This window comes from Kribbella antibiotica, assembly GCF_004349055.1.
Classification (GTDB): Bacteria; Actinomycetota; Actinomycetes; order Propionibacteriales; family Kribbellaceae; genus Kribbella; species Kribbella antibiotica.
On sequence record NZ_SMKX01000032.1, the window covers coordinates 31750 to 49944 of the forward strand.

Sequence of the window (18195 nt, forward strand, 5' to 3'; positions counted from 1 at the left end):
ACCGCTGATGCTCATCGCCGGCCCACTCTCTGAAGTCGCTACTGGTTCTGCACGACGATTAGCTCTGTACGACGATCGGGATGATCATCGGGCGCCGGCGGTGGGTGTCGCTGACCCACTTGCCGACCACCCGGCGAATGATCTGCTGCAACTGGTAGATGTCGTCCACCCCGCCGCCGATCGCCTTCGCCATCTCCGCCTCGATCTTCGGCTTCAGGTCGTCGAAGACAGTGTCGTCCTCGGCGAACCCGCGGGCCTGGATCTCGGGTCCGGCAGTCAGCTTCCCGGTGACGGAGTCCATCACGGCAATCACCGAAATGAAACCCTCGTCGCCCAGAATCCGCCGATCCTTCAGCGAAGTCTCGGTGATGTCGCCGACCGTCGAGCCGTCCACGAAGACGTAACCGCAGTCGACCTTGCCGGCCACGACGGCCTTGCGGTCGATCAGGTCGACCACCACACCGTCCTCGACGACGACCACGTTCTCACGCGGTACGCCGGTCTGGATCGCCAGCTCGGCGTTCGCGTGCAGGTGCCGGATCTCGCCGTGCACCGGCATCACGTTGCGCGGCTTCACGATGTTGTAGCAGTAGAGCAGCTCGCCGGCACTCGCGTGACCAGAGACGTGCACCAGCGCGTTGCCCTTGTGGACCACGTTCGCGCCGTGCCGGGTCAGACCGTTGATCACCCGGTAGACCGAGTTCTCGTTGCCCGGGATCAGCGACGACGCCAGGACGACGGTGTCACCCGGCTGGATCTGGACGACGTGGTGGTCGTTGGCCGCGATCCGGGACAGCGCCGACATCGGCTCGCCCTGGGACCCGGTGGAGACCAGCACGACCTGCTCGGGCGGGTAGTTCTCCAGCTCGCGCATGTCGATCAGCGTGTCACCGGGCACGGTCAGGAACCCGAGATCACGGGCCACGGCCATGTTGCGGACCATCGACCGGCCGACGTACGCGACCTTGCGGCGGTGCTTCACGGCCGCGTCCATGATCTGCTGGACGCGGTGCACGTGCGAGGCGAAACAGGCCACGATGATGCGCTGGTTCTTCGCCTTGTTGAAGACGCCGTCCAGCACCGGGGCGATATCGCGCTCGTGGGTGGTGAAGCCGGGGACCTCGGAGTTGGTGGAGTCGACCAGGAACAGGTCGACCCCTTCCTCGCCGAGCCGCGCGAACGCGTTCAGGTCGGTGATCCGGCCGTCCAGCGGCAGCTGGTCCATCTTGAAGTCACCGGTGTGCAGCACCATGCCGGCCGGAGTGCGGATCGCGACCGCGAGCGCATCCGGGATGGAGTGGTTGACCGCGACGAACTCGCAGACGAACGGGCCGATCTGCAGCTTCTCGCCCTCGACCACGGTCTGCTGCGGCACGTTGCGGTGCCGGTGCTCCTTCAGCTTGCCCTCGAGGAACGCGAGCGTGAGCTGCGACCCGATCACCGGGATGTCGCCGCGTTCGCGCAGCAGGTAGGGCAACCCGCCGATGTGGTCCTCGTGGCCGTGCGTCAGCACGACCGCGACGACGTCGTCCAGCCGGTCCCGGATCGGCTGGAAGTCCGGCAGGATCAGGTCCACGCCGGGCTGGTTCTCGTCCGGGAACAGTACGCCGCAGTCGACGATCAGCAGCTTGCCGTCGTACTCGAACACGGTCATGTTGCGGCCTACTTCACCGAGGCCGCCGAGCGGGATGACCCGCAAAGCGCCCGGAGCCAGCGGTCCGGGCGCGTCAAGATTCGGATGGGGATGGCTCATGCAATCAGTCCTGCCAGTTTCAAGTCGGTGGTGAGCCGGTCTGCTTGCGCAGGCGTGGCCTCGATCAGCGGCAACCGGAGGGTCGCGTGGTCGAGGACGCCGGCCAGCTTGAGCGCGGCCTTCACCATGATGGCGCCCTGGGTAATGGTCATAATCGTCTCGACGGCGGGCACCAACCGTCGATCAATCTCTTGTGCGCGGGCGAGGTCGCCGGCCACCGCGGCGTCGATCAGCTGCCGGTACTCCGGGCTTGCGACATGGGCGACCACACTCGCGATCCCCACCGCACCGATCGCCAGCATGGCGAGGTTCAGCTCGTCGGCACCGCAGTAGTAGAACAGATCGGTGTTCGCGAGCACCTTGGTGGTGGCGGCCAGGTCGCCCTTGGCGTCCTTCACCGCGACGATCCGCGGGTGCTCGGCGAGCGCGATCAGCGTCTCGGTCGTGATCGCGACCCCGGCGCGGCCAGGGATGTCGTACACGAGGTTCGGCAAACCGGTCGCGTCGGCGACCTGGACGAAGTGCTGACGCAGACCCTCCTGCGGAGGCTTGTTGTAGTACGGCGTCACGACCAGCAGCCCGTCGGCACCGGCGGCCTCGGCCTGCCGGGCGAGCTCGATGGTGTGGGCGGTGTCGTTCGTCCCGACCCCGGCGACGAGCTTGGCGCGGTCGCCGACGGCTTCCCGGACGGCGCGGATGATGTCCGCCTTCTCCTGGTCGGAGGTGGTCGGGGCCTCGCCGGTGGTGCCGTTCAGGATGAGGGCGTCGTTCCCGCCGTCGACAAGATGCGTGGCCACCTTCTGGGCCGCAACCAGATCGAGCGATCCGTCAGGCTGGAAGGGAGTGACCATTGCCGTCGTCAGGCGGCCGAAGGGCAGCGCCGGTGCGGCTAGAGGTTCAGGCGAGGGCATGGTGCTCAGATTACCGTCCCGACGCCCTGAAGAAATGAGTAGGCCTGGTAGCTGTCCGCTCGGGGGTCCGGGCAGCTACCAGGCTCACTGGTCCTATCGGGTGCGCCCAAGGAGTCGTTACAGGTTCCACGAAAAAAGTCTGGAAAAGTTTTTGGGACCACAATGCGTAATGCCTCCGTAGCTCTCTGTCGATAAATCAGTGATCTGCAACCCAGATCGAGGTCGCATTGAAGGCTTGTTCAACGATTTGCCAGGCCCCGGGAAGCAGCAGGACACCAGCAACCAGTAACGCCGGTACGACGACCAGCCGCTCGACCCAGCTGTTCGTACTGAACCGGAGTAGTCGCGGCAGTCGTATTTCGTACCAGGTCTCGCCGCGGATGGGCAGTGGCCAAAGCCACGGGCATCCGGAGCGCGTCAGGCTGTCGCCCAGACAGTGGGTGAACATCCCGAGCCCGACCGCGACACCGATCCAGCCACCGATCCCCGCATAGCCGGCCTGCAGGGCGTCAGCGGGCGTCGTACCGGGGAGTGCTGCACCGAAGATCGAGTAGGCGGTGGCTCCCAGTACGGCGAACAGGACCCAGTCACCGAGCACATGAGCCGCGAGCAGCAGCCCGGTGGCGGCGATGGCCAGGACCGCCCACTTGCCGCGGTCCCCCAGGCTGGCGGCGAGCATGCCGAGCCCGATCGCGGCCGCCAGGGTGTGCGACGCGTGGCGATGCTTGCCGGTGCTGTCCTCGTCCCGCGGACCCTTGGTGAGGTTGTAGAGGACACCGGAGAAGGTCCGGATCGCACTGGAGATCAGGCCGGTGATCGGCCCGAGGATCCGAGACGCACTCCCGCCCGGGTGATCCAGATCCGGCACCAACGCGTAGCCGGCCGTGGCCGCCGCGAACGGGATCACCTCGGCCACCGAGGTCAACCCGACCATCGGCGCGACCGCCAGCCCCACGACCCATCCCGACAACGCATGCGACCGCCCCATCATTGGTGCGCCTCACTCCCCTCCAGCAAGCTGCCATTCTCTCAATTTCGTCTCAGTAGTCACAACAGCCACACCCGTCCCCGCCGCTTTGCATAATCATTCAGGGCAATGCATACTCTTCCTATGTCCAAGGTGCTTACGTCGTTGCCGGTTGGTGAGCGGGTCGGAATCGCGTTCTCGGGAGGTCTCGACACGTCTGTCGCGGTCGCGTGGATGCGCGACAAGGGAGCGGTGCCCTGTACCTACACCGCCGATCTCGGGCAGGCCGACGAGCCCGACATCGCATCGGTCCCCGGCCGTGCGACGGCGTACGGCGCCGAGCTGACGCGCCTCGTGGACTGCCGCGCGGCGATGGTCGAGGAGGGCCTGGCCGCGCTCACGTGCGGCGCCTTCCACATCCGGTCGGGTGGCCGGACCTACTTCAACACCACGCCGATCGGGCGGGCCGTCACCGGCACGCTGCTGGTCCGGGCGATGCTTGACGACGACGTCCAGATCTGGGGCGACGGCTCGACCTTCAAGGGCAACGACATCGAGCGGTTCTACCGGTACGGGCTGCTGACCAACCCGAACCTGCGGATCTACAAGCCGTGGCTCGACGCCGACTTCGTCACCGAGCTCGGTGGGCGCAAGGAGATGAGCGAGTGGCTCGTCGCGCACAACCTGCCGTACCGCGACAGCACTGAGAAGGCCTACTCGACCGACGCGAACATCTGGGGCGCGACGCACGAGGCGAAGACGCTCGAGCACCTGGACACCGGCATCGAGACGGTCGAGCCGATCATGGGCGTCAAGTTCTGGGACCCCTCGGTGGAGATCGCTACTGAGGACGTCACGATCGGCTTCGTCCAGGGGCGGCCGGTGACCATCAACGGCAAGGAGTTCGGCTCCGCGGTCGACCTGGTGCTCGAGGCCAACACGGTCGGCGGGCGGCACGGGCTGGGGATGTCCGACCAGATCGAGAACCGGATCATCGAGGCCAAGAGCCGGGGCATCTACGAAGCCCCGGGTATGGCGCTGCTGCACGCGGCGTACGAGCGGCTCGTGAACGCGATCCACAACGAGGACACCGTCGCGGCGTACCACAACGAGGGCCGCAAGCTCGGCCGGTTGATGTACGAAGGCCGCTGGCTCGACCCGCAGTCCCTGATGATCCGCGAGTCCCTGCAGCGCTGGATCGGCTCCGCCATCACCGGCGAGGTCACCCTGCGGCTGCGGCGCGGCGAGGACTACTCGATCGTCAACACCACCGGCCCGGCCTTCAGCTACCACCCGGACAAGCTGTCGATGGAGCGCACCGAGGACTCCGCCTTCGGCCCGGTCGACCGGATCGGCCAGCTCACCATGCGGAACCTCGACATCGCCGACTCCCGCGCCAAGCTCGAGCAGTACGCCGTACTGGGGTTGTTCGGTACGTCGAACCCGGCGCTGGCCGCTTCCACCGACCTCATCGGCCCGATGCCGACCGGTGGTGCGCAGGCGATCGCCTCCCGTGGCGAGGCGTCGGAGGACGAGCTGCTGCTGGACCGGGCGGCTATGGAGTCCGGCACCGACTGAACGACGTCCGGGTTGCCTTCTGGCCGGTCGCATCCCTGCGGCCGGCCAGCCCCATTTGATGGGTCAGCCCACCGCGTTGCGGGTGGGCTAGCTGCATGCAGTTGGCCAACCCACAACCCCGTGGGTCAGCCCATCAAATGGGGACCGGCAGCGCGGCGCTGCTAGGCGTCGAAGTCGACGGTGACCGCGGGAGTGGTGGGGTGGGACTGGCAGGTGAGGACGTAGCCGGCCTTGATTTCGTCGGGCTCGAGGGCCCAGTTGGTGTCCATGCGGACTTCGCCGTCGAGGACCTTGGCTCGGCAGGTGCCGCAGACGCCGCCTTTGCAGGCGAAGGGGGCGTCGGAGCGGACGGCGAGGGTGGCGTCGAGGATGGGCCGGGCGTTCTCGCCGAGGGGGAAGGTGGAGCGGCGGCCGTCGAGGATGACGGTGACCTGGGCTGCGTCCGCGTCGGGGGTGGTGTCTTCGACGGGAGGCTTGGGGGCTTCGTCGCCGATGTGGAAGAGCTCTGCGTGGACCTGGGAGCGGTCGACACCTTCTGAGAGCAAGAGGTCCTGGGCGCCGACGACCATGGCGTAGGGACCGCACAGGAACCACTCATCGACGCCGGCGATCGGCAGGATGGTGGCGAAGATGCGCTGGAGGCGGTCTGCGTCGATGCGGCCGCTGAAGAGCTCCACCTCGGTCGACTCACGCGACAACACGTGCACGAGGTGCAGGCGCTCGGCGTACACGTCTTTGAGGTCGGCCAGCTCGTCGGCGAACATCACTGAGCCTGCAGTGCGGTTGCCGTAGAGCAGGGTGACGCGGCTGGACGGCTCCACGGACAGGGTGGTGGCGACCAGCGACAGCACCGGTGTGATGCCACTGCCTGCGGCTACGAAGGCGTAGTGCTTGGCGTTGGCCGGGTCGAGCGTCGTACCGAAGCGGCCGAGCGGCGTCATCACCTCGAGCTCGTCGCCCGGCTTGAGCTCGTTCGCCGCGTACGCCGAGAAGGTGCCGCCGGGGATCCGCTTCACACCGATCCGCAACACACCGGAACCAGCGCGCGAGCAGATCGAGTAGCTGCGCCGCACATCCTCACCAGTACGGCGGACTGTCAGGTGCTGGCCCGCAGCGAAGTCGTACTCCCCCGCCAGCTCAGCCGGTACGGCGAAGGTGATCGCGACCGAGTCATCGGTCAGCGCCTCGATCGCGGCGACCTTCAGCGCGTGGAACGCGGCTCTGCGCCGCGGGGCAGTCACAGTAGTCATTTAGATCGCCTTGCTGCGTTGGTTCTCAAATGGATTTGAAGTGATCGAAGGGCTCACGGCAACTGTTGCAGCGCCAGAGCGACTTGCAGGACGTGGACCCGAAGCGACTCAGCTCGGACGTGTCGGGTGAGCCGCACAGCGGACAGCGCAGAGTCAGCGACAGCATCACCGGACCGCCGACAGCACGCGTCCCAGTCGGCGGTGCGATCCCGTACTCGGTCAGCTTCGACTTGCCGGCCTCGCTCATCCAGTCCGTCGTCCACGCAGGCGACAGGACAGTTTCCACATGGCCTTCGACGCCCAGATGGTTAAGCGTCAGCTCAACCTCATGCCGGATCAGATCCATCGCAGGACAGCCCGAGTACGTCGGTGTGATCGTCACAACGACCTCATCACCCTCATGCCGCACACCGCGCAGCACTCCGAGGTCAGCGATCGTCAGCACCGGCACCTCCGGGTCAGCGACCTCACCAACCGCGTCGAGGATCGCTGCGTCGCTCACCATGTCGCACCCGGATGTGAACGCGCCACATGCTGCAGCTCGGCCAGCAGGAACCCCATGTGCTCGGTGTGCTGACCACTCCGACCACCCCGATGCTGGTACGACGCTTCTGGCCGACTGCACGTGGATTCGTCGATCACCGCGAGCACTCGGCGTTCCCACTCATCCCGCAGTCCCGCCGGGTCCACAGCGACCGGCAGTCGTCGTACGAGATCGTCTGACTCGAACAGCTCGGCGGTGTACGGCCAGAGCTCGTCCAGCGCTGCCTGCATGCGCCGATGACTCTCCGAGGTCCCGTCGCCGAGCCGGAGCACCCACTGCGTCGCATGGTCGACGTGGTACGCGACCTCCTTGACCGCCTTACCTGCAACGCCGGACAGCGTCTCGTCGGCGCTCGCCCGCAGCTCGTCGTACAGGAGGTGCTGGTACGAGGCGAAGTACAGCAGGCGGGCCATGGCGTGCGCGAAGTCGCCGTTCGGCAGCTCGCACAGCTGCACGTTGAGGAACTCGCGCTCCTCTCGGAAGTACGCCAGGTCGTCCTCAGTGCGGCCGTCCATCGAACCGGCGTACTGCAGCAGCGAGCGAGCCTGCCCCAGCTGGTCGAGACCGATGTTGCCCAGGGCAACATCCTCCTCGAGCTGCGGCGCGGCCGCGATCCACTCGGCCATGCGCTGCGCGGCGATCAGCGCATCGTCACCGAGCCGAAGTGCGTATGTGAAGAGATCGCTCACAGGTGGTCGACACCTTCCGGCACGTCGTAGAACGTCGGGTGCCGGTAGACCTTGTCAGCCGCCGGGTCGAAGAACTCGTCCTTCTCGTCCGGGCTGGACGCGGTGATGTCCGTTGCCGGCACCACCCAGATCGACACGCCCTCCTGGCGTCGCGTGTACACGTCACGCGCGTTCCGCAGCGCCATGGTCGCGTCCGGCGCGTGCAGCGACCCCACATGCGTGTGCGACAACCCACGCCGCGACCGCACGAAGACCTCCCACAGTGGCTCAACCGTCATGCCGCACGCTCCATCTGCTTCGCCGCGTACGCCGCTGCGGCCTCACGAACCCAGGCACCGTCCTCATGCGCCTTGACCCGAGTGGCGAGCCGCTTCTCGTTACACGGCCCGTTGCCCTTCACCACCTCGTACAGCTCGGTGAAGTCCGGCTGGGTGAAGCTGTAGTGACCTGTGACCTCGTCATAGACCAGTCCGTCGTCAGGAACACGAAGACCCAGTACGTCGGCCTGCGGGACCGTCATGTCGACGAAACGCTGCCGCAGTTCGTCGTTGCTGTGTCGCTTGATCCCCCACGCCATCGACTGCTCGGAGTGCGTCGACGAAGCGTCCGGCGGACCGAACATCATCAGCGACGGCCACCACCAGCGGTCCAGCGCGTCCTGAGCCATCGCCTGCTGCCCCGGAGTACCAGTGGACAGCGTGTGCAGGATCTCGAAGCCCTGCCGCTGGTGGAACGACTCCTCCTTGCAGACCCGGACCATGGCTCGCGCATACGGCCCGTAGGAGCAGCGGCAGAGCGGCACCTGGTTCACGATCGCGGCGCCGTCGACGAGCCAGCCGATCGCACCGATGTCGGCCCAGGTGAGGGTCGGGTAGTTGAAGATGCTGGAGTACTTCTGCCGGCCCGTGTGCAGCATGTCGAGCAGGTCGGCCCGATCCACGCCGAGCGTCTCGGCGGCGGCGTACAGGTAGAGGCCGTGCCCGGCCTCGTCCTGGACCTTGGCCATCAGGATCGCCTTGCGGCGCAGCGACGGCGCCCGGCTGATCCAGTTGCCCTCGGGCTGCATGCCGATGATCTCCGAGTGCGCGTGCTGCGCGATCTGGCGGATCAGGGTCTTGCGGTAGCCGTCGGGCATGGCGTCCCGCGGTTCGATCCGGCTGTCGGCGTCGATGGTCGCCTGGAAGCTGTCCATGGCCCGAGCATAACTCAGATGTGACACTTTTTCTCCGGATCGACAACAAGTGTCACAAGGGTGGTGCTGGATCTACCCCCAACAGGGGGCGTAACGCACTGGGGGCACGGTCGCCGCGGCGGGAGGATCTACCTAACAGTTCAAGGGCTATACAGTTCTGGAAAGGCGCTCCCCGTGACGACCCAGCAAACTCTCCCCGCCGATCACCGCGGCCCGGTCACCGGAACGGAACGGGCCCTCGCACCCGACCTGATCCGGGGCGCGATGCTGCTGCTGATCGGGCTCGCCAACAGCTCCAACTTCGCCTTCGCCGGCCAGCCCGGCGTCGAAACCACTCCACAGGGCTTCGAGCGGATCATCAACTTCCTCAAACTCACCTTCGTCGACGCCCGGGCCTACCCGGTCTTCGCGGTGATGTTCGGCTACGGCCTGGTTCAGCTGGCTCGGCGCCAGAAGTCATCCGGCGCCACACCGGGTGCGGTCCGCCGGGTCCTGATGAAGCGCAACGCCTGGCTGATCGCCTTCGGCGCGGTCCACGCCACGCTGCTGTACTTCGGGGACTTCCTCGGCGCCTACGGCATCGTCGGCATCATCTGCACGCTGCTACTGCTCAACCGCAGCGACAGGTTCCATCGGTTCATCATCGGCATCTGGGCCCTCGAGATCGTGTACGTCGTCTGGGTCGGCATTCAAGCCGCCATCGCGGCACTCGCCAGCTCCGGCCCGGCTCACGCGATCGTCAACGATCCAAACCCCTCGCTGGCAGCGTCGTCGTACGGGGCGTCGTTGCTGGACCGGCTGCACGAGTACCCGCTCCACACCGCAAGCGTGATCCCGTTCATCATGGTCGTCTGGTTGGGCATCTGGGCCGCACGCAAGCAGGTTCTGGAGAACCCGGCCGCACACCGCACACTGCTCACCCGCGTCGCAGTGGTCAGCATGGGCATCACCATCCTGGGCGGCCTGCCGTACGCACTGGTCGGAGCAGGCTGGTTGCATGTGGACGAGTCCGCAGTCGCTGCGCTGAGCATGCTGTCCCACGTGAGCGGGATGTTCGGTGGTCCCGGCTACATCGCACTGTTCGGTCTGCTGGTCTCCCGGATCACCAAGCTGTCGCTACCGGTCCGTGCGATCTCTGCACTGGGTCAGCGGTCGATGTCCGGCTACCTGTTCCAGTCCATTGCGTGGATGGCGCTACTGGCACCGTTCACTCTGGATCTGGCACACCAGTTCGGCAGTACGGCGTACGTGGCGCTCGCGTGCGCAGTCAGCGTCTGGCTGGTCTCGGTGATCGGTGCGTACGCGATGAGCCGCCGGAGCTACCGCGGTCCGGCGGAGACCCTCTTGCGTCGTCTCGTCTACTGATTGAGAGGATGGCAGCGTGAGTGACTTCGGCGTACCCGAGCCAGAAAACCTGTCCGACCTGTCCGGTGAGCCGCCGGTGGCCGAGACCAGTGTGCGGCTCGCGCTGCCCGCCGAGGCGAATGCGATCGGTGAGATCCAGGTGGCAGCCTGGCGGGCGTCGTACGCCGACCTCCTCCCGGCCGACGTCCTGGCCGACCTGAACCCGGCCCAGTTCGCCGCTCAGTGGCGGGCCGCTCTGGTCGCCCCCGGCGAGGCCCGCAACCGGGTCATGATCGCCCTGGCCGGCCGCACCCCCGTCGGCTTCGCAGCCATCACCGCCTCCGACGACCCCGACGCAGACAGCCAGTACGACGCCCTGATCGCCGAACTGGCCGTCCAGCCCGACGCAACCCGCGCCGGCCACGGCTCCCGCCTCCTGAACGCAGTCGTCGACACAGTCCGCGCCGACGGCTTCCGCCGCGTCACCGTCTGGATCAACTCCACCGATGACGTCTCCCGGGCGTTCTACACCGAAGCCGGCTGGGCCCCCGACTCCGCCCACCGCGAACTGGACCTCTACGGCGACGGATCGATCCGCATCAAGCAGGTCCGCCTCCACACCGACCCGGCCAACGAAGACTGATCAGGCCACACAGAACTCGTTCGACTCGGGGTCTTGCATGACCACGAAGTAGCCGTCCGGCTCGTCCGTCCGCCGTACGACTCCGCCGCCGAGCTCGATCAGCCGATCCACCTCGGCGTCGACCGCCGTCCGACGCTCGTCGCCGGACAAGCCGGGTGCCACCTTGATGTCCAGGTGCAGCCGGTTCTTGAACAGCTTCGCTTCGGGCACCTGCAGGAAGAAGATGTCCGGCCGGTCGCGCACCTTGTCCACCAAGGTCCGCCCGGTCGGGCGCTTCTCGACCGGGATCTGCTGGGCATCCGCCCAGTCGTCCCAGGTCAGGAAACCGTCCGGTACGGGCATCGGGAAGTCGTACCCACCGAGCGCCGCCTTCCAGAACTGCGCCACCCGATCCGGATCCGCGCAGTCGAACACGATGTGCAGATCGAACGCCGTCATGTGTCTCCTCCTGAAGTTGCACCGACCTTAAGGCACTCTTACCGGCATGACTGAGGTGCGGGTTAACGAGGTTGGGGACATGGTGCTTGAGGGCGCCGAGGCAATGCGGGTTCTGGCTGAGCCGGTGCGGCTGGCGATTACTGATCGGCTGACTCGGCATGGGGTGGCGACTACGGCCGAGCTGGCTGAGGCCGTGGGGATGAGTGCGGAGGCCGCTGGCGCGCATGCCGAGAAGCTGGCGAGCGTGGGGCTGGTGAAGCGCGATGGCGAGAGCTGGGAGGCGTGTGGGCGGGGGATCTTTTTCGAGATTCCTGAGGACGGGGACGTCGAGGTTCAGCAGGCGGCTCGGGCTTTGAGCAGTGCGATGTTGCTGAGCTACGAACACCTCCCCCGGCAGTGGGTCGAGGACACCGAGCCAGAACTGGACAACGACTGGGCCCGGTCGGCGGGTCTGTTCAACGCCGGGATGTGGCTGACCGCAGAAGAGCTGCGGAAGGTGCAGGAGGACCTTGAGGTGCTGCTGATGCCTTATCTGCAACGCAAGGAGCCGGTGCCGGATGCACGGCGGGTGCGGATGCTCGCGTATTTCCTGCCGCCGAAAGCCGACTAGCCGGGGGCGGTGCTCGACCCCGCGAGCCTGACATGACAGATTGCGACGGTCCGATCACGCTTTGCCGTTGGAGTCTGCATGAAGCTCGCCTCCCTGGTCCTCGGCCTGGGGCTGTCCGCCGCCGCCGTCCTCGTTGTCCCCGGGTCGGGAGCAACCGCCTCGATGCAGTCGGAGGTGGTCGTCGACAAGGCGCGGCCGGTCGCCAACAAGTACCTCCAGCAGAAGCTCACCTGGCGGCAGTGCGGCGACGCGGAGCTGCGGACGTTCTGCGCGAAGATCGCCGCGCCCCGCGACTGGTCGAACCAGTACGCCGGACATGACATCGAGCTCGCGATCAGCAAGGTCACCCCGAAGCACGGCAAGCCCACCCGGGTCGTGTTCGGCAACCCTGGCGGGCCGGGTGGCGCCGGGCTCGGCATGGCGCCGTACCTGGCGAGCCAGGCGCCGCTGGCCAAGGATCACCTCGCGGTCGGCTTCGACCCGCGCGGTAGTGGCGAGAGCACCAACGTCACCTGCCAGGGCGCACCGAGCTACACGATGGACGCCCGCGATCGCGACGCCTGGAACCTCGAGCTGATCTCGCAGGCATCCCAGCTCGCCCAGCCGTACTGCGACCGTCAGTCCCGCGGCCTGCTCCCCTACGTCACCACCGCGCAGACCGTGCAGGACATGGACCTGATCCGGCAGCTGCTCGGCTTCGACAAGATCGACTTCGTCGGCTACTCCGGCGGCACCTGGATGGGCGCGTACTACCAGACCTACTTCCCCACCCACGTCGGCCGCTTCGTCCTCGACTCGAACACCGACTTCACCGATTCGTGGCTGACCACGTTCTCGGCCCAGCCGGCCGCGTTCGAGCGCCGGTTCCAGCAGGATTTCGCGACCTGGGCGGCCAAGTACGACGACAAGCTGCACCTCGGGATGACGTCCCGCCAGGTGGTACGCAACTACGAAAAGTTACGAGCGGCGCTGAAGAAGCAGCCGGCGGTCGAGGAGTTCCTCGAAGGAACGATCCGGATCACCTACGACCAGAACACCCTGGACGCCATGATTTCCGGGGATATGTATACAAAGCTTGACTTCTACTCCCTGGCGCTCGATCTCGCATTTCTTCGCGACCTTTCCCAGACGCAGACAAAGAGCGGTGCCCAGGCCGCCCAACGCAAGGTCGATGCACTCTCCCCGGCCCGTCAGCGAGAGCTCGTACGGCGCGCGCACCGCAGCCCCGTCGGCCTCAGCTCACTGGGCAATTCACTGGGCGACGACTACGAGAGCGCGACCTTCACCGCGATCACCTGCAACGACACCGCCTGGCCGCAGGGCCGGGAGACCGCCGACCAGCTCGCCGCGCGCCTCGGCCGGCAGAGCCCGCTGATCGGCTGGAGCATGAACGAGAATCCGTGCTTCTACTGGGACCGCCCGCGGCTCAACCTGCCGCAGCCGACCGGCGCCGGCCTGCCGACAACCTTGATGGTGCAGAGCCAGAACGACCCTGCCACCAGCTACAGCCTGGCCACCGCGGCCCATCAGCGGTACGCCGGATCGCGGCTGCTGACCATCACCGGCGAAGGCGATCACGGCATCTACGGCGGCGTGAACAAATGCGCCGACAAGATCGTCAACACGTTCCTCACCACCGGCAAGAGCCCGGCCGCCGACGTCAGCTGCCGCGGCGAAGGCATCCCCGCTCCGTCCACCCCGGAACCGGTCGGCACCGAGGACGAGAGCACCGGTACGGCGACCGGCTCGCCGCTGCGCCGGGTCGCTGGATTCACCGCCGCTATTTCGGGGTACCTACCCTAAAACATAACGAACTTTATGATTTAGATTTCGCGGCAACCGAGAGCTTGACTGCCATTCCGGACCGGCAATTCCGGGCCGGTGAGAATCACCCACCGGCAGGCCACGGTTACCGTCGGCGAAATTACCCAAGGGCTTTCGTTGTCAGAATCCCTTTGTCAGGGCTTTGTCAGGGTTCCGTCCCTGTGCGACAGAGCGTGACTTCGGCAACCTTGTGTCAGCGCGGGAGAGCCGGGCGTCGACCGGGAGGGCTCGACGAAAGGCTCGACCGCTGAACGTGGATTCGGCCGGCTGCCAGGTGGGGGGACTGCCTGGGGGGTCAGACAGAGGCGCAGCCGGCTGGGCCCACGGACACCGACCGCGCACCCCAGATCCCTCGCGGGGCATCTTCGATCCCCCAGGTCGTGATGCTCCGCGAGGCATGTACTGAGGGACTCCCGCCGATCAGCAGCTCTGGTGGACTGCTGATCGGCCGGGTCTCACAGGTAGCGGGTCTCAGAGGTAGCGGGGGTGGGGCGCCGAGCTCTGCTCCGGGTAGCCGTCGGCCACGGCAGCCAAGGGTGCAGAACGCCCAGCAGACCAAGCCGTCCGGTAGGCACGCCGATCCAGCGACTCCTCGATCGCGCTCCGCGTCGCCAGGTAGTCGCGTTTCTCAACCTCCGGCACGGGCGCCTGGATCACTTCCCGTACGCCGTCCGCCGCCCCCAGGAGGAATGCCGCGTACTCGCTGTGCCCGCGCTGCTGAGCCACCGCCGCGAGCTCTTCCAGCACACTGGCCGACCGCCACCGGTCCCCGAGGTCCCGATGCTCAGCCAGGCTCTCGTCGAGCAGATGCACTGCCCGCTCGGTCAGGCCACGCCGCCGCTCCACAATGCCGAGCTGGTTGAGCGACCACGCCACACCCTCGCGATAGCCGAGCCGCTGCGACAGCGTGAGGCTCTCCTGCAGCAGTACCTCCGCCTGGACCAGCTCACCCTTGTACTGCGCGATCGCGCCGAGGCTGATCAGCGACCAGGCAACACCTTCGCCGTCGCCCAGTCTCCGGAAGCTGTCTCGTGCCTTCGTACACCGGCGCGCAGCGATGTCCAGGTCACCCCGCAGCCAGGCCACGAAGCCGAGCTGGTTGTGCGCCCACGACATACCGGACTGGTCGCCGACCTTCTCGAACAGGTCGTAGCTCTGACAGTGCAGATCCTCGGCAGCCCGGTAGTCGCCACGCTCGCGCGCCACTCCCCCGAGTCGCTGCAGCACCAACGCCGTACCGGCTGCGTCGTCCAGCTCCTTGTACTGCGCGAGCGCAGTCACCAGACGGGTGGTCGCCACGTCGTACTCGCACTGGAGGAATGCGAGCATGCCGGCACCGAGATTCGCCTTGGCCAGTGCGGGGCTCGGATCGTCGGTCGTCGGCAGGAGAGCGAGTGAACGCTCTAGCCACTGGCCGCCCTCGGCATAGTGACCGCGGAGATAGCAGAACCGCCAGAGCGCACCAGAGAGTCGCAGTGCTTCGCTGGCTGACCTGGTCTGCAGCGCCCACGCCATAGCGGAGCGCAGGTTGTCCAGCTCGCTCTGCAAGCGCTCGAGCCACTCCTCCTGATTGGCACCGCGCAGCTCGCGCTCCGCCTGCTCAGCCAGGCCGACGTAGAAGTGCGCGTGCCGCCGAACCGCCTCGTCCACACTGGATGTCGTCTGCAACCGGTCCGCCGCAAACTCACGGATCACGGCGAGCATGTCGTACCGCGCGACGCCACCATGCCGAGTCACCCGGATGAGCGACTTGTCGACCAGGCGCCCGGTGAGATCAAGCGCTTCGGCCCTGGCCACCGGTCCGGGCGCGGACTCCCCCGACATCACCACCGCGGCCGCGCCTAGCGACCAGCCGCCCACGAACACCGACAGCTGCGCAAACACATCGCGCTCCGCCGCGGTGAGCAGGTCATGGCTCCACTCGATCGCGCCACGCATCGACTGCTGCCGTGGGGACGCCGTGCGGTCGCCACCGGCCAGGATGCCGAACGACGTCTCCAGCTCACCGGCCAGCTCTTCAATGGTCATCACGTTGGTCCGGGCGGCTGCCAGCTCGATCGCCAGCGGCATGCCGTCGAGCCGGCGGACCACCCGGGCCACCTGCTCCAGCTGCCCGGTCAGGTCGTAGCCGCGCGCACTCGCCCGGTCAACGAACAGCCGGACCGCAGCGGACAGCTCCGACTCCTCAGGCAGTGTGAGCGGCGGGACGACGTACACGTTCTCGCCGGGGACCCGCAGGAGCTCACGGCTGGAGGCGAGGATGGAGAGGTTCGGGCAGGACTCCAGCAGCGCTGCACACACCTGCCCGACGGCGGAGACCACATGCGAGCAGTTGTCGAACACCAGCAGCAGCGTCCGCCGGCCGATCTGGTCAGCGATGTCCTGCAGCAGACGGCTGGTGTCCATTGGGTGCAGCCCGAGCGAGGCGGCGACGGCCGGAGCGACCGCCTCTGCATCGGTCAGCGCCGCGAGCGGCACCCAGCACACACCATCTGGGAAGTCATCGGAGAGCTCACCCGCCAGCGCCAACGTGAGCCGAGTCTTGCCGATGCCACCAGGACCGGTCAGCGTCAGCAAACGGGTGATGCGCTGGCCCAGCAACCGCCGCGTCGTGGTGAGCTCGGCAGTGCGCCCGATCAGCTCGTTCGGCGCCGCAGGTGGGCGTCGGAGCACCGGCTGTGGCGCCTCAGTGTCGTTGCGGGCAGAGGTGGTCAGCTGGGTGCGCTCAGCGCTGTTCAGCCGGAGCGCATCGGCCAGGAGACGCAGCGTGTGCGCTCTGGGCGCGCGGCGACGGCCCCGCTCCAACGCGGCGATTGCGTCGACACTCAGACCGGCCAGTTCCGCCAGGCCCTCCTGCGACAGCCCGGCCTCTCGCCGATGCCGGCGCAACAGGCCGCCGAACCCAGCCTCCTGCACGTCATCCGAACCGCGGCGTGATCCGTCGGACGACACAGGACGGCTCCACCCAGTTTCCGGCCTCGACGTGGCGGTTGCCACGTACGTTGATCAAAAATATCGCGATCCGGGCCGCCTTGTCAGCGATCCGGGCCATTGCCAGCGAACTCACAGGAAACCTGCGGCCTGCTCAGCCCGCATCGGCGGCATGCCGGGCGATCGCCTGGCGCATGGTTGCCCGTGCGCGCTTGCGGTCACCAGCGGCGTCGTACGCCGTCGACAGGCGGAACCATACCCGCCAATCGCCAGGTGAAGCCTCCGCTTCGGTTCGATACTGCTCGAACGCCGCATCGGCCGCGGCCCGGTCGATCCGCCCCGACGGCCGCCGCGGCAGGTCGTCGACCGGCAGACCGCCGGTCGCCTCCAGCTCCCGCGCCAGCCCCTCGGTCTGCGAACCGAACCGCAGCTCCCGCCAGACCAGGTAGGCACCAAGCACCGGAATCACCAGTACGGCGACGCCAAGCCCGACCGCCACCGGATCACCGGTCCCGATCAGCAGCACCCCGCGCCAGCCGAGCAGAACGGCGTAAGCGACGAACACGACCGCCAGAACGATCGCCGCCGACTTGGCTCGCACCGTCAGCCCAGATCCATGAAGTGCTCGAGCCCGATCGTCAGACCAGGCGTAGTCACGATGCTCCGGACACCGAGCAGGACCCCGGCCATGAACGACACCCGCGCCATCGAGTCGTGGCGGATCGTCAGCGTCTCGCCCTCGTCACCGAACAGCACCTCCTGGTGAGCGATCAGCCCGCGCAACCGCACACCGTGCACCCGGATCCCCTCGAAATCCGCACCTCGCGCGCCATCGACCTCCGTCGTGGTCGCATCCGGGATCGGCGCCGACCCGGCCGCCCGGCGAGCAGCCGCGATCAGTTCCGCCGTACGGCGTGCTGTCCCGGACGGTGCATCGACCTTGTCCGGATGGTGCAGCTCGATGATCTCCACCGATTCGTAGTACCGCGCCGCCTTCGCGGCGAACTGCATCATCAGCACCGCGCCGATGGAGAAGTTCGGTGCGATCAGTACGCCGACGCCCGGGGCAGCGTCCAGCCAGGACTGCAGCTTCGCCAGCCGCTCCTCGTCCCACCCCGTCGTACCGACGACCGCGTGGATCCCGTTCGCGATGCACCACTCAAGGTTGTCCATGACAACGTCCGGCCGGGTGAAGTCCACGACCACCTGCGCGCCCGCTTTGGACAGCTCGGCCAGATCGTCCCCGTGGTCCAGCGAGGCTACGAGCTGCACATCCGCTGCCTCGTCCACCGCGAGGCACGTCTGAGCGCCCATCTTGCCCTTGGCTCCCAGCACACCGACCGTGATCATCCGCACCCTCTCAACGCACCGACAAGACCCCAAGGATCTCATCCGCCACCCCCTGCCTTGAGCACCGGTCAGTCACATCGGCGGGCCGAAAGTGGCTGGTGGGTGCTCGAAGCGCGGCCTTGAGCACGGCTCGGCCCTTTCGGGGGCGGGAAAGTGACTGAGGGGTGCTCA

General features: G+C 67.1%; 17 protein-coding genes. 5 read left to right on the forward strand and 12 right to left on the reverse strand.

Annotation, left to right across the window (positions count from 1 at the left end; translation table 11 throughout):
* Positions 1-58: 58 nt before the first annotated feature.
* The 3 genes from E1263_RS13850 to E1263_RS13860 all read right to left on the reverse strand — a co-directional run bounded on the left by E1263_RS13850 (position 59) and on the right by E1263_RS13860 (position 3652).
* Positions 59-1753: a ribonuclease J gene (locus E1263_RS13850; RefSeq protein WP_132167688.1), complete on the reverse strand. Its 1695-nt coding sequence runs from the start codon at positions 1751-1753 to the stop codon at positions 59-61.
* Complete coding sequence (dapA, locus tag E1263_RS13855) at positions 1750-2664, reverse strand: 4-hydroxy-tetrahydrodipicolinate synthase (protein ID WP_132167689.1); 915 nt, start codon at positions 2662-2664, stop codon at positions 1750-1752. Before dapA ends, E1263_RS13850 begins: the two co-directional genes overlap by 4 nt.
* A 196-nt stretch (positions 2665-2860) precedes the next feature.
* Entirely contained in the window at positions 2861-3652 is a 792-nt protein-coding gene (locus tag E1263_RS13860; protein WP_132167690.1) for a metal-dependent hydrolase, read from the reverse strand.
* 123 nt (positions 3653-3775) lie between these two features.
* Here E1263_RS13860 and argG point away from each other — a divergent pair, with 123 nt between their 5' ends.
* Complete coding sequence (gene argG, locus E1263_RS13865) at positions 3776-5209, forward strand: argininosuccinate synthase (protein WP_132167691.1); 1434 nt, start codon at positions 3776-3778, stop codon at positions 5207-5209.
* A 161-nt stretch (positions 5210-5370) separates the two neighbouring features.
* Here argG and paaE read toward each other — a convergent pair whose 3' ends face one another.
* From paaE to paaA, 5 genes are read right to left on the reverse strand one after another with little or no spacing between them, the layout of a single operon-like run.
* The gene (gene paaE, locus E1263_RS13870) at positions 5371-6459 is read right to left on the reverse strand and encodes a 1,2-phenylacetyl-CoA epoxidase subunit PaaE (RefSeq protein ID WP_132167692.1); all 1089 of its coding nucleotides are present in this window, start codon (positions 6457-6459) and stop codon (positions 5371-5373) included.
* A gap of 25 nt (positions 6460-6484) precedes the next feature.
* Positions 6485-6964, reverse strand: coding sequence for a 1,2-phenylacetyl-CoA epoxidase subunit PaaD (gene paaD, locus E1263_RS13875; protein ID WP_132167693.1), 480 nt, complete (start codon positions 6962-6964; stop codon positions 6485-6487).
* Positions 6958-7692 (reverse strand): 1,2-phenylacetyl-CoA epoxidase subunit PaaC, encoded by a 735-nt coding sequence (paaC, locus tag E1263_RS13880; RefSeq protein WP_132167694.1) that lies wholly within the window; start codon positions 7690-7692, stop codon positions 6958-6960. Before paaC ends, paaD begins: the two co-directional genes overlap by 7 nt.
* The gene (gene paaB / locus E1263_RS13885) at positions 7689-7970 is read right to left on the reverse strand and encodes a 1,2-phenylacetyl-CoA epoxidase subunit PaaB (protein WP_132167695.1); all 282 of its coding nucleotides are present in this window, start codon (positions 7968-7970) and stop codon (positions 7689-7691) included. The genes paaC and paaB overlap by 4 nt, the downstream gene beginning before the upstream one ends.
* The gene (paaA, locus tag E1263_RS13890; RefSeq protein ID WP_132167696.1) at positions 7967-8884 is read right to left on the reverse strand and encodes a 1,2-phenylacetyl-CoA epoxidase subunit PaaA; all 918 of its coding nucleotides are present in this window, start codon (positions 8882-8884) and stop codon (positions 7967-7969) included. The genes paaB and paaA overlap by 4 nt, the downstream gene beginning before the upstream one ends.
* 174 nt (positions 8885-9058) lie before the next feature.
* Between paaA and E1263_RS13895 the strand changes: the two genes are divergently transcribed.
* Both E1263_RS13895 and E1263_RS13900 read left to right on the forward strand, forming a co-directional pair.
* Positions 9059-10249 (forward strand): DUF418 domain-containing protein, encoded by a 1191-nt coding sequence (locus E1263_RS13895; RefSeq protein WP_238161231.1) that lies wholly within the window; start codon positions 9059-9061, stop codon positions 10247-10249.
* 16 nt (positions 10250-10265) lie between these two features.
* The gene (locus E1263_RS13900) at positions 10266-10871 is read left to right on the forward strand and encodes a GNAT family N-acetyltransferase (RefSeq protein WP_132167697.1); all 606 of its coding nucleotides are present in this window, start codon (positions 10266-10268) and stop codon (positions 10869-10871) included.
* Here the strand turns inward: E1263_RS13900 and E1263_RS13905 are convergent, their stop codons facing one another.
* Positions 10872-11309, reverse strand: a complete 438-nt coding sequence (locus E1263_RS13905; RefSeq protein WP_202868869.1) for a VOC family protein — start codon at positions 11307-11309, stop codon at positions 10872-10874. It abuts the gene before it with no gap.
* Positions 11310-11355: 46 nt separating this feature from the next.
* On the opposite strand from E1263_RS13905, the gene E1263_RS13910 reads away from it, so the two are divergent.
* Positions 11356-11919: a winged helix-turn-helix domain-containing protein gene (locus E1263_RS13910; protein ID WP_132167698.1), complete on the forward strand. Its 564-nt coding sequence runs from the start codon at positions 11356-11358 to the stop codon at positions 11917-11919.
* 78 nt (positions 11920-11997) lie between these two features.
* Positions 11998-13722, forward strand: coding sequence for an alpha/beta hydrolase (locus E1263_RS13915; protein ID WP_132167699.1), 1725 nt, complete (start codon positions 11998-12000; stop codon positions 13720-13722).
* A 492-nt stretch (positions 13723-14214) separates the two neighbouring features.
* Here the strand turns inward: E1263_RS13915 and E1263_RS13920 are convergent, their stop codons facing one another.
* The 3 genes from E1263_RS13920 to dapB form a co-directional block, all read right to left on the reverse strand.
* On the reverse strand, positions 14215-16695 hold the full coding sequence (locus E1263_RS13920) for an ATP-binding protein (RefSeq protein ID WP_132167700.1): 2481 nt from the start codon (positions 16693-16695) through the stop codon (positions 14215-14217).
* Positions 16696-16828: 133 nt separating this feature from the next.
* Positions 16829-17275 carry a hypothetical protein gene (locus E1263_RS13925; protein ID WP_132167701.1) on the reverse strand — a complete coding sequence of 149 codons (447 nt, stop codon included), beginning with the start codon at positions 17273-17275 and terminating at the stop codon, positions 16829-16831.
* A gap of 2 nt (positions 17276-17277) precedes the next feature.
* On the reverse strand, positions 17278-18024 hold the full coding sequence (dapB, locus tag E1263_RS13930) for a 4-hydroxy-tetrahydrodipicolinate reductase (protein ID WP_132167702.1): 747 nt from the start codon (positions 18022-18024) through the stop codon (positions 17278-17280).
* Positions 18025-18195 lie beyond the last annotated feature (171 nt).

Coding starts and splice junctions, on each gene's coding strand:
- E1263_RS13850 (WP_132167688.1), bottom strand. CDS start 1,753: ATGAGCCATCCCCATCCGAATCTTGACGCGCCCGGACCGCTGGCTCCG.
- dapA (WP_132167689.1), bottom strand. CDS start 2,664: ATGCCCTCGCCTGAACCTCTAGCCGCACCGGCGCTGCCCTTCGGCCGC.
- E1263_RS13860 (WP_132167690.1), bottom strand. CDS start 3,652: ATGGGGCGGTCGCATGCGTTGTCGGGATGGGTCGTGGGGCTGGCGGTC.
- argG (WP_132167691.1), top strand. CDS start 3,776: ATGTCCAAGGTGCTTACGTCGTTGCCGGTTGGTGAGCGGGTCGGAATC.
- paaE (WP_132167692.1), bottom strand. CDS start 6,459: ATGACTACTGTGACTGCCCCGCGGCGCAGAGCCGCGTTCCACGCGCTG.
- paaD (WP_132167693.1), bottom strand. CDS start 6,964: ATGGTGAGCGACGCAGCGATCCTCGACGCGGTTGGTGAGGTCGCTGAC.
- paaB (WP_132167695.1), bottom strand. CDS start 7,970: ATGACGGTTGAGCCACTGTGGGAGGTCTTCGTGCGGTCGCGGCGTGGG.
- paaA (WP_132167696.1), bottom strand. CDS start 8,884: ATGGACAGCTTCCAGGCGACCATCGACGCCGACAGCCGGATCGAACCG.
- E1263_RS13905 (WP_202868869.1), bottom strand. CDS start 11,309: ATGACGGCGTTCGATCTGCACATCGTGTTCGACTGCGCGGATCCGGAT.
- E1263_RS13910 (WP_132167698.1), top strand. CDS start 11,356: ATGACTGAGGTGCGGGTTAACGAGGTTGGGGACATGGTGCTTGAGGGC.
- E1263_RS13915 (WP_132167699.1), top strand. CDS start 11,998: ATGAAGCTCGCCTCCCTGGTCCTCGGCCTGGGGCTGTCCGCCGCCGCC.
- dapB (WP_132167702.1), bottom strand. CDS start 18,024: ATGATCACGGTCGGTGTGCTGGGAGCCAAGGGCAAGATGGGCGCTCAG.